This is a genomic window from Zavarzinella formosa DSM 19928 (assembly GCF_000255705.1).
GTDB classification, from domain to species: Bacteria; Planctomycetota; Planctomycetia; order Gemmatales; family Gemmataceae; genus Zavarzinella; species Zavarzinella formosa.
This window is the reverse complement of record NZ_JH636449.1, coordinates 97,798-112,673: the sequence shown is the minus strand read 5'-3', so window position 1 is coordinate 112,673 and position 14,876 is coordinate 97,798. Positions and strand designations below refer to the sequence as shown.

Sequence of the window (14,876 nt, the reverse complement as noted above, 5' to 3'; positions counted from 1 at the left end):
AACAACGTTCTTCTTCAAGGACCCGGAGGGGGAGAGCCTTCGCCAACTGGTGCGGTTTTGGCCGGTTCCGGCGCCCGCTTGATCAACCCGAGTTTTTCCCGCACGCGGGTTTTGATGTCGTCGTTGATCCAAGGCTTGCCGTCACTCTCGGCATCGCCATCCAGCGGGCCGGGCACGGGCAGCGGAGTCACCCTCTTGAGGACAGGCGCCTGGTCGTACAGCACCGTCAAATCACCGGCGAACTGGAAGGGATTGCCGGCCGTTCCGAAGGCGGCATGCCGCAAGAGGTCGTGGAGCCACAGGGTCGTCAACCGGCGGTCGATGAGGTGAAGCGTCTGGGCCACTCCCTGATACTTCACGTTCTTTTCATACATGGTTTCCTGATACGTCGTGTTGTCCCGAAAATCCTTGCATTGCACGGGGGATGAGATTGCGTTGTCCGATCCGCGGGTCCGGCATTCTTGCCGGCTCAGGAGACGCTTCCAAGCCGCGAACCCCTGCTCATACAGGGCTGCCGCCTTGTCAAATCGAGCGATCTCCCGCCCGGCTTTGTCGAATAGTTTCAGGGCCAGCATGGCGTCGTCCGTGGACATGGCTTCGGATTCAATGTCAAAGGTTTCGTAATTCGTCACGCTGCGGTAAGAGAAATATCCGTTCATCACCAGCATGGCCTCGTGACGGGCCTTCAGCACCGGATCGGTTGATTCTTCGGCCGTGAGTGGTTCGGGCATCCGGCCGACCGACAAGCCGGGGTGCGAACGGCAATAATCCTCGGCCATCGTGTTGTACCGGGCAACTTGGGCGGGTTCCAGGTAGAGGCCGTTTGCCCGGCCGTGTTCACGCCAGCGAACGGAGGCCTCCTTCCAGGCATCCTGGGCGACGGTCGGAGTGGTGAGCTTCACGCTCACCGGCTTGCCCGTGTCGTCCGTTTTTTTGATCCACACGTTCGAGTCGAGTTCCTCGTCCAGCTCATAAGGATCATGATCAAACCATCCTTCTTTGGTGAGGCGTTCGGCATGGTAGCTTTGCGCCCGCACCGGCCCCTGTCGGAAGACCATCAGCGTCGGCCGTTTGGGCATCCGATACTTGTACGGGTCAAATTCGCCCACTTCCCCGGTCGGCAGGGGGTTCGGCGGGGGGATGGCCACGTTGGCCATCGCGTACCACTCGCGGGAGACGAGGAACGCATCCGACTCGTGGTCCCCCAAATCGTTGTGATAATCGAGTTCCTTGGTGACGATCGGCTGGTCCTTCAATTCCGGCAACACGGGGAATTGCCTGAGCCGGTCGTTGAGTTCCTTCGTGGCTGTCTTGTAGCGGGACGGTAGTTTCTTGTTCGCGCGGAGGAAGTCGATGACATCCTTGGGAGTGGCCACCAGCGGCTTGGCATGGGCTTCGACACCGTCCGAGGCGGCGACGCGGACGTTCTTCAGCCGACGGATCAGTTGCGGGTTGGTCCGGCAGAATGTCTCGAATTTATCCGAGTTAATCGAACGCTCACGGTCGGGGTTCAGCAGACGTTCCGGATCGCGGTCTTCGTCCGGAATGCACGAAAGCTGATATAAGCATCGAAGCGTGGTCACCTTGTCGCTCACGCCGAACTTGTTCTGGTAGTAAAACCCAAGGTTATATCGCAAATCCGGGTTGTTCCGGTTCATCGCCTCGCCCTCGGCAATGATCGAGATGCCGCGGGCAATGTAGTAATACATGTCGTTCAGCCGGTCCATTTCCACGGACACGTTGTACGTGATATTCCAGCTTTGAAACAGCCACGGAGAGGTGAAGTGCGGCTGCAATTTGGTGATGGACTTCACCGCGATGTCCAGTTCGCTCCATTCCTGCCGGCGCTGCTTCTCAATGGCGCTGTTCCACAGGGCGCACACCGCCAGCCCGCGGGAACCGGTGAGCAGCAACCGGACGGCCGACCCGCCCAGTTCGGCATCGCCCTGGCTCAGTTCGCTCAGTTCGTGACGGCGCGCGCGTCCTTCGATGGAGTTGTCGTAAGCCACGTCACGCACGCCGGGGACCGGGATTTTGATGGTCCCGCGGACAACCAGCGTGGACAGCAAAAGCACGGCGATGGTCGAGAGGTAAATCACCTTTCGGCGTTTCGCGGCTTGTTGATAAATATTGGCCATGAGACATCATCTCGGGAATTCGGAATTCAAGCAACGCAGACCAGGCGGGAAAGCCCGGCCCGCATCACCACAAGTCACGCCGCGATTTCGCGGGCCTTCATCAAGTAATAGGCGGCCACCAGCCAGGGCAGGATGTAGCCGAGCAACAACACAAAATTCACCAGCAGAAATTCCGGCCCGATGTTGAAGCCTTGGGCCACGTATTCCGACAGGCCGTAACTATCCACGTTCGGGATCACGTTCATCACCCGGCGAAGCACCCAGCGGTAGCCCCCGTCGAGCATTTTCACGGCGCGGATGGTCGGCGTCGGGTCCAGTTCGGCGGCGGCCACGCTCTTGTTAATCAGCCGGGTCAGCGATTCAAACGGCCCGCCGCCCACGTTCAAGTTCAAAGCGAGTTCCTGAATGAACTCCAGGAAGAACCCGCCGATGAACAGGAACAACGCGCACAGGAAGCTCAACACACCGGCCAGGTACGTGCTGCACGCCACGGCGATGGCGATGGCCACGATGAGCCGGAACCACAAGCCGATCGATCCCTTGAAGTAGTTGAAGCTGAAATTCCCCTCGGATTCCAAAATGTAGAGGTCATACTTGGCGACGCCGACAAACTGGGTGGGCGTGTCGCACCTCACCGTCACCTGGAGGCGGCGGAGAGGCCGCCCGCCGACTTGGATCGCCTCGTCCTTCGAGGGGTCGCCGGAGGCCGCGTTTCGGAACAACCCGGCGGGGACGGGAATCGATGATGTGTGATAGTCGTAAATCTGCAAGCTCTTGAAGAGGTATCGCCCGAATTCCTCGGCAACCTTGTCGACCTTTTCCCACTTGGCCGGATCCTCGGGCTTCACGTTGACCAGCCCCTGCATGGCCGTGTTGAATTCGGCCTCGCGGGAAGGATCCCACTTGTGGGTCATCAAATCGAAGCTCACGAACACGCCCCGGCCTTCCTCGCCCTTCGTCGTGCGGTACACGTCGAAGGCAAACTCCAACGGCATGGGGTCGGTCTGGCCCGAAACGTCGGGGACGTTTTTGAAACTCCAAACGGCGGTGTGCGAACTGGCTCCGGCGATATATTTGCGATACACATCTTCGCGGCCCACGTCGATTCCGACGAAATCGGCCGTCTTCTTGGAGCTGAATTCCATGTCGCCGTACAGGGCGACGCGGGATTTGAAACTCTCCTCGGCCGCCTCTTCCGCCAGGTTGCCGGTGTTGATGAGCAACAACCCCAGCCCGGTCATCAGGGCCAGGGCCATCGTGATGATGCCGAGGTAGCCGAAAAAACGCCCCAGGACGAGTTCAAATCGTTCCACCGGCTTGGTGACAATCGTGTGGATCGTCAGGCTCTTGATGTCGTTGGGAATACTGAAGGAGGCCAGCAACAGCCCGACGCTGATGAGCAGCACGTTCATGCCGCGGGTGGTCACGTCGATGATGCTCTTGAGTTCGTCCTCGGGCTTTTCGCGGAAGAACCATCTCGCCGGGAACAAATACAGGACCAGGATGCTGAGGAACACCCAGACAATCCGGCGCCGGAAAGCTTCCTTGAAACTCAGTTTGGCGATGGCATAGATGCGGCCGATCCGAAACCGGGGGATGTCCATGAAGACCGGGCCGGCGAACGCCAGAATGGCAAAAAAGCCGCCGAGGGCGAACGAATACTCGTAGGCCCATTCCATCAGGGAGAGAATGCGCCCCTTGCGAGAAAGGAATATCTCCGCGTCGGTCATTCCGGAAAGCCACCACATCAGGCCAAAAGTCACCAGGTAAAACACGATGGCCAGCGCCGAGAGTATGAGCATCCACGGGGTGACCAGCCGGTTTCTTTTCTGGCCGTTGACAATGTCGTACACCGGGTTCATCAATCCGTTGAGGAGCCAGAACACGAGGCCGAGCATCGCGAACCCGCCGACATCCTGCATCCAGTTCACGATAATTTCCAGCATCCGGCCGCCCGGAAACGGGTAATACCGGATGCCGTACTGGGTGAAGGTGACGGGCGGGACTTCAAATTTCATGACCCCCAACAGGGGGGCGAACGACAGATTCACGGGATCGCCTCTCAGTTCGGTTGGTGGTCAGGATTTGATCGTGCCGTCGGCGGCCGGCAGATACCGGCGGCCGGGGCGGGCTTTGGACTCTTCGACGATTCGCCGGAACAAATCTTCGAGCGTCGTCGTCGGGTGGCCGAACGATTCGAGCTTGCCGCCGTGCTTCTCGACGACGGATCGCAGGTCGCTTTGCAGATCGTCGGTCAGTCGAAGATTGGTGGCCCGGATTTCCACTCGGGCCGCATCCTCGACGAGTTTGCTCACTTCGCCGAGTTCCTGAAGGTCGCCGTTGAACAAAATCGCGATCCGGTCGCACACATCCTGCACGTCGTCCAACCGGTGGCTGCACATGAGGACGGTCTTGCCCTGGTCGCGGAGTTGCTTGATGAGATCCTTCATCCAGATGGTCCCGATGGGGTCCAGCCCGGAAGTCGGTTCGTCGAGAATCACCAGTTCGGGATCATTAATGAGGGCTTGGGCCAAGCCGATCCGCTGCCGCATCCCCTTGGAGTATTCGCGAAGGGTTCGCTTGCGGTCATGCTCCAGGCCGACAAGCCGGATGAGATCAGCCGACCGCTTTTTGCGGACATCCGAGGGCATGTCGAACAAGCGGCCGTAAAAGTCGAGTGTTTCCTCGGCGTTGAGGAAGCGATAAAGGTACGATTCTTCGGGCAGGTAGCCAATTCGCTCGTTCTTGCGAACGTCGGCGGCCGGCCGACCGAACACCGTGGCGTCCCCCGTGGTGGGGAACAACAACCCGAGCAGTAGTTTGATGGTTGTGGTTTTGCCGGACCCGTTCGGCCCGAGCAAGCCGAAAATTTCACCCTTTTTGATGCTCAGGTCGAGCGCGTTGAGGGCGACTTTCTTCTTGCGGCCCCAGAAGTCCCGGTAAACCTTGGTGAGGTTGCGGGTTTCGACGAGGGTGTCGCCAACCTTGAGGATGTCCCCGGTCGACGAGCGGTGAGACTGGTGATGCCCGGCGGGCGAATGAGAAACAGCGGTCTCGGCCATGCCACGAAACTCCGGCGGCCCGTCGCGGGCCGATTGGTCATTCGGTTAATACGCCACTTCGGTCACAGTCGTTCGCGCGAGGGAAACTCGTTCCAAGTTCCAAGTTTCAAGTTTCAACTTCCAACTTCTCATGTTGAAAACCATGAAGCCATCGGGCTTCGATATTTTAACTTGGAAGTTGGAAGTTGAAACTTGGAACAGGTTTCTCACTCCTTCGGCCCGGCCAACCCCGGCAAATCGAAGCCCCGGCCTCCTTTGAGGAGTTGCAACTTTGCCTGTGTCTGCTGTCCATATCCCCAAAGTTTGATGAACCCTTGGGCGGCGGCTTGATCGTAGTCGCTGCCTTCGTCGTAGGTGGCGAGTTTCTTGGAGTACAAACTATTCTCGCTCTTGCGGCCGACGACAAATGCCTTGCCCTTGTACAGTTTCACGCGGGCGACGCCCGAGACGAACCGCTGGTTGCTGGCCACGAAGGCGAACAGGTCTTGGTGGAACGCGCCGAACCAGAGGCCGTTGTAAATCAGGTCCGCGTATTCCTGCGAAACCATCGTTTTGAACCGCGCCGCCGGTTTGCTGAGGCAGAGCGTTTCCATTTCCCGGTGGGCTTCGTGAAGCACGACGGCGCCGGGGGCCTCGTAAATTTCACGGGATTTGATGCCGACCAACCGGTTTTCGACGTGGTCGATCCGGCCGATGCCATGCGCCCCGGCGATCTTGTTCAACTTTTCGATGAGCGGCACGCCGTCCATCTTCACGCCGTTCAGCCCGATTGGCACGCCATGATCGAATTCGATTTCAATGTATTCCGGTTCGTTCGGGGCCTTGCGAGGGTCGGTTGTCCACGCGAAGGCTTCTTCCGGGGCTTCATCCCACGGGTCTTCCAACAGACCGGCCTCAACGGAACGTCCAAACAAATTTTGGTCGATGCTGTACGGACTTTCCGGTTTGGCTTCGACCGGGATGCCGCGAGCTTTGCAGAACTCGATGGACTGCGGCCGGGTCATGCTCCATTCCCGCACCGGGGCCACGATCTTGAGATCGGGCGCCAGCGTTTGGAAAGTCACATCAAAGCGAACTTGGTCATTGCCTTTGCCGGTGCAACCGTGGGCGACGGCCTTGGCTTCGTATTTGCGGGCCACATCCACCATCAACTTGGCGATCAGAGGCCGACCCAACGCCGTGGCAAGGGGATACTTCCCCTCATACAACGCTCCGGCCATCAGGGCGGGGAAGACGAAGTGATCGACGAACAAATTCCGGGCATCTTCGGCGACGGCATCCACGGCCCCGGTTTTGAGGGCTTTTTGGCGGATGGCCTCGATGTTGTCCCCCTGGCCGAGGTCGCAGGTGTAGGTCACCACGTCGTAGCCGTACTTTTCCTTGATCCACGGGACCATGACGGAGGTGTCCAACCCGCCGGAGTACGCCAGAATGATCTTTTCAGCCATGAGGAAGATTCCCGAACTTGTCGTGTTGAGTCGCCTGATGGTTCGGTATAGTTCCCGGTCATGAAAGTGAACATGCCGACGCGGCCCCGAATCCGAATTCCCGATCTCTTGTTGGCCGAACTAATCGCCCATGCGGCGCAAGAACACCCGTTGGAATGTTGCGGTCTCCTTGCGGGAATTGTCACACCGGGAGCCTGTGAGGTCACTGTTCGGATACCGTTGACCAATCATTTGAAGCGGGAAGATGAGTTTGAATCCGACCCGGCCGAAATGCTGGCGGCCCACCGCCGGATGCGCCGGGAAGGATTGGAAATGTTGGCCGTCTACCACTCCCACCCGGCCAGCGAACCGGTTCCCAGCCGGAAGGACCGTTTGCGAAGCATTGACGAACGGGTGGCCTGCGTCATCGTCGGCCCGACAGGCGACGTGCGAATGTGGTGGCTGTTATCCGCCCATGAACAGACGGAGGCGAATTGGGAAACCAAATGAGAAATTTGGTTTCCGTTCAGGCGGGGCAGGGCATGTTCACTTCTTCGGTTTCGCGGGCGTCATCCAAATCCGGGCGGTGTCGTCGTCGCTCACGGTGGCCAGCGTTTTGCCATCGGCCGAGATGGCCACTTCGTTGATCCAGTCCGTGTGGCCGGTAAAGTTGGCGATTTCCTTCCAATTGTCGGTGTCCCACAAAATGGCGGTGTCATCCGCCCCGGCAGAAGCAAGACAGTTCGAGTCTTTGGCAAAGGCCACGCCGTTCACGCCGCCTTTGTGAGCCGGGAAGGATGTTTTTTCTTTCTTGGACGCCACATCCCAAATGATGATTTTGCCGTCGCCGTCACCGCTGGCGATCAGCTTGTCATTCGGGGAAAACCGCACGCAATTGACGGATTCCGTATGGCCTTTGAGCGTTTCCACGGACTTGAACGTCTTCATGTCCCAGAGGATGATCGTGTCATCGGAACTGCCGGTCGCCAGCAACGCCCCGTCTGAAGAGAATGACACGCTATTCACCGAATCGGTGTGCCCTTTCAGCGTCGCCTTGCTTTTGCCGGTTTTCACATCCCAGATGATGATGGTGTCGTCGTCGCTGGCCGAGGCCAGCCGTGTTCCGTCCGGGCTGAAGGCCACGGCATTGACTGAGTCTTGATGATCCTTCAGCACCTGAATGGCTTTGTTATTTGCCAAGTCCCAAATCCGCACGGTGTCATCGGCGGCGGCGCTCGCCAACAACTTGCCATCTGCGGAAAACGACACCCCGAGGACGGAATCTTCGTGCCCCTTCAAAGTGGCGAGATTCTTCCCGGTGGCGACATCCCAGATGATGATCGTGTCATCGGAGGCGCCGGTGGCGAGACGTTTCCCGTCGGGACTGAAGGCGACCGCATTGATCGAGTCTGTGTGACCCTTCAGGGTAATGGGTTCCTTGTCGGCCGCCGACACGGGGACGACGGCTGAACATGCCAGGATGGCTACGAAAAGTTGTTTCATGGGAATTTCAATCGACGGGGAAAGGATTTGGAATGCGTCCGTGGCATGCTACGCGAGCGGGGCAGGCAGGCCACGTTACGATTTCGTCAGCCGACTGTTTGGCTCGCCGTCGTTATCTTTTCCCATGATGCAAAATGGCCACGGCCTCGGCATGCCCGCCTTTCGCGGAGATCATCACATGCTCCCCCCGGTGAACAGCCGCGAAACTGGCCGGAGTCTTGAGTTTGCCTTTGTGGCTCGAAAATTTCGTGTTGGAACCGACCGACAACTTGTGGATGTGGCCGGAGACTTTCGCCCCTTTGGCCGCCGACCCGGACTTCTTTTTGCGGTGATGCGTTTTGACGGTGATTTCACCAATATGTCCGGCGGAGGTCGCTTTCGGATGATGGTGAACCTGGACCACGACACCGCGGATGTGGTGGATGCCGTTTTGCGGTTTCTTTTTGACGCCCTTGGCGGCGAACGCCGGTGTGGCGCTGACGCAGAGAAGACCGACGATCAACATGGCTGATGTGAGAAGAGTTCGCACAAAAATCTCCCGAGAGAGGTGATGGAGTTTGACTGGGCGACACTCACATAAACACATGGATCAGCACGAAGTTTCCCGTATTTTTTCATCTTTCCAACAAAGGACTTACGCCGGTTTGCAGATGATTTGTTTTCGACCAACTGCTTGAATTTTGACATCTCGAATGGTTTGTTTTCGACCACGATTTGGTTGGTCGGCATTCCTGATTTTGAACTGGCGTGAATCGGTTGCCACCAGCCTTGATCAACAAGGCCGCCAGCGAATTTGGGTTGGTCTGACAGTCTGGCCAATTCTCGACGACGGCAGAACCGGCATATTCCATTCAAGCGGCGCAATCGGAACAGTCGATTAAATGGATGATCTGTCGCCCCGGAGTGATCGTCCGATGTCATCACGTGGTTGGTCTGTTCCGAAACTTCGTCGAATGGCCTTTCTGGGCTGTGTCTCCCTTGGCGGGTGCGCCGGCCCCGGCACGTTCCACATGGATTCGGAAGCCCCTCCGCGAATAACGATTCCGGACGCGGAAGAACTTGAGGTTCAAACAGCCTCGGCCGAAGAGGCGCCGAAACCCAAGCCACCGACCCCGTTTGAATTGCCCCCCGGTCTGCCGGGGGCGCAAACGCCGCCGATCATCCCGCCGAAATTCACGCCAGACACCCCCGCCGCCGAACGCCAGCGAATGGTGCGGGAGTTGTACCCGGCCCGGCCCGAGAAGGGGGACGGTTCTTCAAACTTCGCCACCGGGGATCAGGTGAGTTTGCAGGTCTTGCTTGACATGGCCTACCAAAGCAGCCCGGCGATTCGCAAGGCCCAAGCCAATGCGGAGGCGGCCAGCGGATCAGTGATTCAAGCGGGCCTCGCCCCCAACCCGACGGCCGGGTATCAGGCCGATCAGTGGGTTTCCCGAGTCGGCAAGGCCGATGGCGCCAACCCGAATAGCGGCCAGCAGGGCGCTTACTACAATCAGACGTTCAAATTCCCCGGCAAATTGTCTTTGGCCCAAGCGGTTGCCGGCTTCGATTTCATGAACGCCCAAGTGGCGGTGCGCCGGTCGAAAGTCGATCTGGCCGGCCAGGTGCGGACGGCCTATTTCTCGGCGATTGTCGCCCAGCAATCGGTGGAAACCAATGCCACGCTCTTGCAATTGTTGAACGAAACCTACGAACTCCAGTTGAAGCAGGTCGCCGGGGGCGAGGCCGCCGGGTATGAACCGTTACAGCTTTACGCCCAATCGGTTCAGGCGAAGAACAATCTCACTCAGGCCGAGAACGCCGCGAAAAATGCCTGGCGTCAACTGACGTCTGCCATCGGCGTGCCAGACTTGAAACCGATGGCGCTGTCCGGGAAAGCCGACGCGGTGGCTCCGGTGTTCGATCAGGATGCCTTGTTGAAACGGACTCTTGACTGGCACACGGATGTCGTGACGGCGAAGAATAGCTTTGACCAGGCGCAGGTCAATGTGAGACTGCAACGAATCACGCCCTATCCCGACCTCATTGCGAACACGGTGGTTCAGCACGACAACGCGCTGGGCAACAATCAGTTCAACTTGCAATTCGGCATCACGCTGCCGTTGTTCGACCGCAACCAAGGGAACATCAAACAGGCCTTGGGACAATTGCGGGCGTCCCAAGAAAACATCCTCCAAACGCAAAACACCCTGCGGGGCCAGTTCGCGGAGGCGTATTTCCGTTACGAGACAAACCGGGTGATTGCCGTCAGCTATCGGGACAAAATTCTTCCCAACCTGATGCGGGCCTATCGGGCAATCATCCGGCGTTATCAGGTCGAACCGGACAAAGTCTCCTTCAACGACATTGTGACCGCCCAGCAAAACCTCGTCACCGCCCTGCAAGCCCACCTGGCCGCCCTTGATGCCCAATGGAAAGCACTCACCGACTTGGCGAACACTGCTCAGTTGGACGAGCTTGAGTTTGGGAAATGACGTAAAGAAACAAGGGCGATCTGTTTGCAACGAGCAAATGGCACATCTGGCATGAATTTTGCATTTGCAGATAGCAAGATTCATGCCAGATGACTTGCCCGACAGGGTCTTCTCAACAGTCTAAACTTACTCATGTCCGCAAAAAACTTTCTTACTCCCGGCGTTCCGGCTCCTTGGTTCACGGTCGAAAGCACCGCGAACCCGAGGTTCCATTTTGACACCGTCGCGGGGCGGTATGTCGTGCTGTTCTTCTTCGGAACCGCTTCCCATCCAACCTGTCGGGAGGCGTTGGATGGTTTCATCCGGCAACGGGCCGTCTTTGACGATGCCAACGCCTGTTTTTTCGGAGTCAGCAACGATCCCGAAGACCGGGTATTGGCTCGGGTATGGGAAATGCTTCCGGGCGTGCGCTATTTTTGGGATTTCGACCGGGCAATCAGTCGGCAGTACGGGGCCGTGGCCAAGGACTCCGATCATCTCCTCCCGCACACGGTGATTCTCGATCCCCGCCTTCGGGTTGTGAAAGTGATTCCGCTGGATGGAACTCCCGGCCATGCCGAACAAGTGGTGGCGTGTCTCGAACAATTGCCCCCGTTTTCTCCGGAAGCGTTCGCCACCGTTCAGGCTCCGGTGTTGGTGGTGCCGCGAATCTTTGAACCGGAACTCTGTCAGAAGCTGATGTCCTATTACAACCAGCACGGCGGTGCGGAATCCGGTTTCATGCGGGAAATCGAGGGAAAGACGGTGCCCGTCTCCGATCACGGATTCAAGCGACGACGAGATCAGGAGATCGAGGACGAGGGCCTGCGAAAAGCGTGCATGTTCCGCATTCACGACCGGCTGATGCCAGAGATTTTCAAAGCCTTCCAATTCAAGGTCACCCGCATCGAGCGGTATATCGTTGCCTGTTACGAGGCGAATAGCGGCGGCTTCTTCCGCGCCCATCGGGACAACACCACCAAGGGAACGGCCCACCGCAAGTTCGCCGTGTCGCTCAACCTGAACACCGGCGACTACGCGGGCGGATGTTTGCGGTTCCCTGAGTTCGGGCCACAGTGGTATGTTCCCCCGGCGGGGGGGGCCGTTGTCTTCTCCTGTTCGCTGCTGCATGAGGCCACGCCGGTCACCGCCGGGAAACGATATGCGTTTCTGCCCTTCCTCTACGACGAGGAAGGCGCCCGCGTTCGCGAGCAGAATCTGAGTCACGTGGCGGTGAAGCCGCCGCAACAGACGAACCCGCCTTCGGCCGACGAGGGATAAGTTATTGCCACCGGCAACCCGCCGTGAAGAACAGACATGCCCGGTTACGATGATTGGAAACCGGCCATTGCCGGAATAGATTGACATCTGTGCGACCAAATCACTCTTTGTCACCAGAAATGTTCTCGACCCCTCTCAGCCTCTTGGAGCGGTTGCGCCGGAAAGATGATCCGGACGCTTGGAGGCGGTTCGTCGAGCTATATTCCCCGCTGTTATCCGAATGGTCGCGACGGAACCGGGTTCCCGAAGCCGAAGCCGAGGATCTCGTCCAAAATGTCCTCGTTCGCCTCATTCAACAAATGCCGGCCTTTGAACGCCGGCCCGGCGGCAGTTTTCGCGGCTGGCTGTTTACCATCTTGAGAAATTCCTGGCTTGATCGGTGCCGGGCCGAAAAGCGACAACCCGTCACGGCCGGGGGAGTTTCACCGGACGGGCAAGCCGGCGCCGATCCCATCGCGGAACTGACCGAGGCGGAATATCGTGGCTACCTGTTGCGGCGTAGCTTGCGGGTGGTTCAGACCGATTTTCCCGAAACGACTTGGCGGGCTTTCTGGCTGCATGTCGTCGATGGCCTGCCCGCTGCCGAGGTGGCCAAAATCGCCGGGATCACGCCCAATGCCGTTTATCTGGCCCGTGGCCGAGTTCTGAAGCGACTCCGGGAAGAACTCGCCGGTATTTTGGACTGATTTCTTTTTTTCGCGACAGATTCCCCGCTGACCGAACGTCGTACCCTCTGAACGGAGTGTTCGGACCTTCGACAAGTGGCGGGATTCTTTCATGACAGATGATCGCGAACAGCAATCCCAACTCATTCTCGCCTATCTCGACGGCTCGCTCTCGCCAGAACAAATGTCCGAGGCCGAGAAAATCATCGAGGCCGATCCGGACGTCCGCACCATCCCGGCCGAAACCGACAAGCTCGAAACTTTTATCAACCGACTCCAAAAGGCGATTGCCATGCCGCCATTCCCCGCCGAGCGCGATGACCAGGCCAACGAGCGAATTCAACAGAGGGTGGCCGAGGAAATCCAGCTTTCCGCAAAGTCCGACAAAACCATCTACGCCGACATCGAGAATCCGCTGATCTCAATGGCATTCAAGAATATACCCGCCGCAGATGGTCATCGCCCTGATCTTGGTTCGTCTTTCGGATTCCTGTCACCACCTCAGGCAGAGGGAGAACTAGGCAGGCTTAACGGGTACCGTGTGCTTAGAAAACTTGGTGAAGGAGGTATGGGGATAGTCTTCGAGGCAGAAGACATCCGCCTGAAACGCTTGGTCGCCCTCAAGGTGATGAAGCCGAAAATCGCCGCTGAAGAACACTACCGGGAGCGATTTCTCCGCGAAGCCCAAGCGGCCGCCGCTGTCGTGCACGATCACATTTGCCCAATTTACCAAATAGGCGAAGAAAGCGGTGTTCTGTTTATCGCCATGCCGTTCCTCAAAGGCGAGGCTCTCGATGCCTACCTAAAGCGACTAAAGCGACTAAAGCGACAAAGACCTCTGCCTATCCCAATAGCGTTACGGATCGGTCGCGAAATCGCCGAGGGGTTGGCGGCGGCCAACGACGCCGGATTGGTCCACCGGGACATCAAACCGGGCAACATCTGGCTTGAAAGCGATCCCGGCAACGCGGCGAGAAAAATCGCCGGGCAGCGCTTGGTCCCGGATCGGGTCAAGATTTTGGATTTCGGCCTGGCTCGCTTCACCGCCGAGGATGTCTGCCTGACCCAGAGCGGAGCGATCCTCGGCACCCCGGCCTACATGGCGCCGGAACAGGCGCGCGGCAAGCAGGTCGATCACCGCGCCGACTTGTTCAGCCTGGGCGTCATGCTCTACGAAATGACCACAGGGCGGTTACCCTTCACCGGCAAAGACGCCCTGTCGATCCTCACCAGTCTGGCCTTGGATGAGCCGACCGCACCCGTCCTCTTCAACATGGATGTCCCGCCGGAGTTGTCCGACCTCATCATGCAGCTTCTCTCGAAGTCGCCCGACCAGCGCCCCGCCAACGGGTGGGTGATCGCCGAATCGCTTTTGACCATCCTCACGGAGACGGTCCGGCTTGGCGTCGAAGCCGATCCGCCAATGGTCGGCTCGCCGACGCCATCTTCCGACGAGTCCACGAAAACAAACCCGTGGCAATCGATCAACAAATCGGCTTCCCCGCCGATTCCCGGCAAGACTCGGAAGAAGGTGGCATCGAAACCGAAGCGAAAATCCTCCGGTGGGAAAACTTGGATCGCCCTGGCACTGGGCCTCCTGCTCCTAGTCGGCGGCGGTGGCGCGGCCGCATACAAGTTGTTCTTCGAGACCAAGAACGGCACGCTCGTCGTCGAAGTCGATGGCGATGCCAACGTGCGCTTCAAAAACGGCGAATTGCTCATTTTCGACTCTGTCGGCAACCAGAAATATATCCTCAAACCCGGCCAACGAACCGAAACGATGCCGCCGGGACAATACAGAGTCCAAGTCGCCAGTGCGGATGGCGTGAAACTGGAAACCCCCGAATTCACCATGACCAAGAGAGGCGCGAAAATCAAAGTCACGGTCGATCCGATGAGCGTAGCGAAGAAGGAGCATGAGGCAACGAATCCCGACCGCGAGGCTGCCGAGTGGGCACTCTCCACTGGCGGCACGGTCGAGATCAAGATCGGTGATCAGCGATTGGTGATCAAGGATCGTTCAAAGTTGCCCGAGGAAAACTTCCAAGTTACCAATTTGTTGCTGAACAAAAACAAGAACGTGACAGACGAGGGCCTGCGGCATGTTCGTGACCTTAAGAAAATTTGGGGACTCCATTTCTCCCAAACGGCGATCAGCGACGCCGGCTTGGAACACTTGCGTGACCTGCCCGAACTGAGCATGCTGACCTATGATGACATGTCAATGACCGGCAAGGGAATCGCACCGATTGGAACACTTCGCATGTTGTCGGTTTTGTCGATCAACAACGCGGCCATCATTGATGCCGACCTGATCCACCTCAAGAATTGCACTCATTTAATGGCC

The 14,876-nt window shown here is 58.2% G+C and carries 11 protein-coding genes; 5 read left to right on the top strand and 6 right to left on the bottom strand.

From position 1 onward, the window contains the following. Positions 1-14: 14 nt before the first annotated feature. The 4 genes from BGIM_RS0140700 to BGIM_RS0140680 all read right to left on the bottom strand — a co-directional run bounded on the left by BGIM_RS0140700 (position 15) and on the right by BGIM_RS0140680 (position 6,648). A complete protein-coding gene (locus tag BGIM_RS0140700; protein ID WP_020475353.1) occupies positions 15-2,138 on the bottom strand; it encodes a hypothetical protein in 2,124 nt (707 codons plus the stop codon). Between the two features lie 74 nt (positions 2,139-2,212). Further along, on the bottom strand, positions 2,213-4,189 hold the full coding sequence (locus tag BGIM_RS0140695) for an ABC transporter permease (protein ID WP_020475352.1): 1,977 nt from the start codon (positions 4,187-4,189) through the stop codon (positions 2,213-2,215). Between the two features lie 27 nt (positions 4,190-4,216). Beyond that, positions 4,217-5,200: an ABC transporter ATP-binding protein gene (locus BGIM_RS0140690; protein WP_020475351.1), complete on the bottom strand. Its 984-nt coding sequence runs from the start codon at positions 5,198-5,200 to the stop codon at positions 4,217-4,219. 206 nt (positions 5,201-5,406) lie between these two features. Further along, positions 5,407-6,648 carry an argininosuccinate synthase gene (locus BGIM_RS0140680; protein WP_020475349.1) on the bottom strand — a complete coding sequence of 414 codons (1,242 nt, stop codon included), beginning with the start codon at positions 6,646-6,648 and terminating at the stop codon, positions 5,407-5,409. Between the two features lie 72 nt (positions 6,649-6,720). On the opposite strand from BGIM_RS0140680, the gene BGIM_RS55120 reads away from it, so the two are divergent. Further along, complete coding sequence (locus BGIM_RS55120) at positions 6,721-7,137, top strand: M67 family metallopeptidase (protein ID WP_157369807.1); 417 nt, start codon at positions 6,721-6,723, stop codon at positions 7,135-7,137. A 36-nt stretch (positions 7,138-7,173) separates the two neighbouring features. Here BGIM_RS55120 and BGIM_RS55115 read toward each other — a convergent pair whose 3' ends face one another. Beyond that, on the bottom strand, positions 7,174-8,130 hold the full coding sequence (locus tag BGIM_RS55115) for a WD40 repeat domain-containing protein (protein ID WP_020475347.1): 957 nt from the start codon (positions 8,128-8,130) through the stop codon (positions 7,174-7,176). 112 nt (positions 8,131-8,242) lie between these two features. Then, a complete protein-coding gene (locus BGIM_RS0140665) occupies positions 8,243-8,659 on the bottom strand; it encodes a hypothetical protein (protein ID WP_157369806.1) in 417 nt (138 codons plus the stop codon). Positions 8,660-9,044: 385 nt separating this feature from the next. Here BGIM_RS0140665 and BGIM_RS0140655 point away from each other — a divergent pair, with 385 nt between their 5' ends. The 4 genes from BGIM_RS0140655 to BGIM_RS59170 all read left to right on the top strand — a co-directional run. Next, positions 9,045-10,604, top strand: a complete 1,560-nt coding sequence (locus tag BGIM_RS0140655) for a TolC family protein (protein WP_238537816.1) — start codon at positions 9,045-9,047, stop codon at positions 10,602-10,604. 132 nt (positions 10,605-10,736) lie between these two features. Beyond that, complete coding sequence (locus tag BGIM_RS0140650) at positions 10,737-11,864, top strand: redoxin domain-containing protein (protein ID WP_020475343.1); 1,128 nt, start codon at positions 10,737-10,739, stop codon at positions 11,862-11,864. 119 nt (positions 11,865-11,983) lie between these two features. After that, entirely contained in the window at positions 11,984-12,550 is a 567-nt protein-coding gene (locus tag BGIM_RS0140645; protein ID WP_020475342.1) for an RNA polymerase sigma factor, read from the top strand. 91 nt (positions 12,551-12,641) lie between these two features. Beyond that, positions 12,642-14,876, top strand: a 2,235-nt coding sequence (locus tag BGIM_RS59170; RefSeq protein WP_157369822.1) for a serine/threonine-protein kinase, incomplete at its 3' end; no start/stop codon positions are given.

What these genes read in the sequence shown, in the direction of transcription:
- BGIM_RS0140700 (WP_020475353.1), bottom strand. Translation starts at nt 2,138, where the DNA reads ATGGCCAATATTTATCAACAAGCCGCGAAACGCCGAAAGGTGATTTAC.
- BGIM_RS0140690 (WP_020475351.1), bottom strand. Translation starts at nt 5,200, where the DNA reads ATGGCCGAGACCGCTGTTTCTCATTCGCCCGCCGGGCATCACCAGTCT.
- BGIM_RS0140680 (WP_020475349.1), bottom strand. Translation starts at nt 6,648, where the DNA reads ATGGCTGAAAAGATCATTCTGGCGTACTCCGGCGGGTTGGACACCTCC.
- BGIM_RS55120 (WP_157369807.1), top strand. Translation starts at nt 6,721, where the DNA reads ATGCCGACGCGGCCCCGAATCCGAATTCCCGATCTCTTGTTGGCCGAA.
- BGIM_RS55115 (WP_020475347.1), bottom strand. Translation starts at nt 8,130, where the DNA reads ATGAAACAACTTTTCGTAGCCATCCTGGCATGTTCAGCCGTCGTCCCC.
- BGIM_RS0140655 (WP_238537816.1), top strand. Translation starts at nt 9,045, where the DNA reads ATGTCATCACGTGGTTGGTCTGTTCCGAAACTTCGTCGAATGGCCTTT.
- BGIM_RS0140650 (WP_020475343.1), top strand. Translation starts at nt 10,737, where the DNA reads ATGTCCGCAAAAAACTTTCTTACTCCCGGCGTTCCGGCTCCTTGGTTC.
- BGIM_RS0140645 (WP_020475342.1), top strand. Translation starts at nt 11,984, where the DNA reads ATGTTCTCGACCCCTCTCAGCCTCTTGGAGCGGTTGCGCCGGAAAGAT.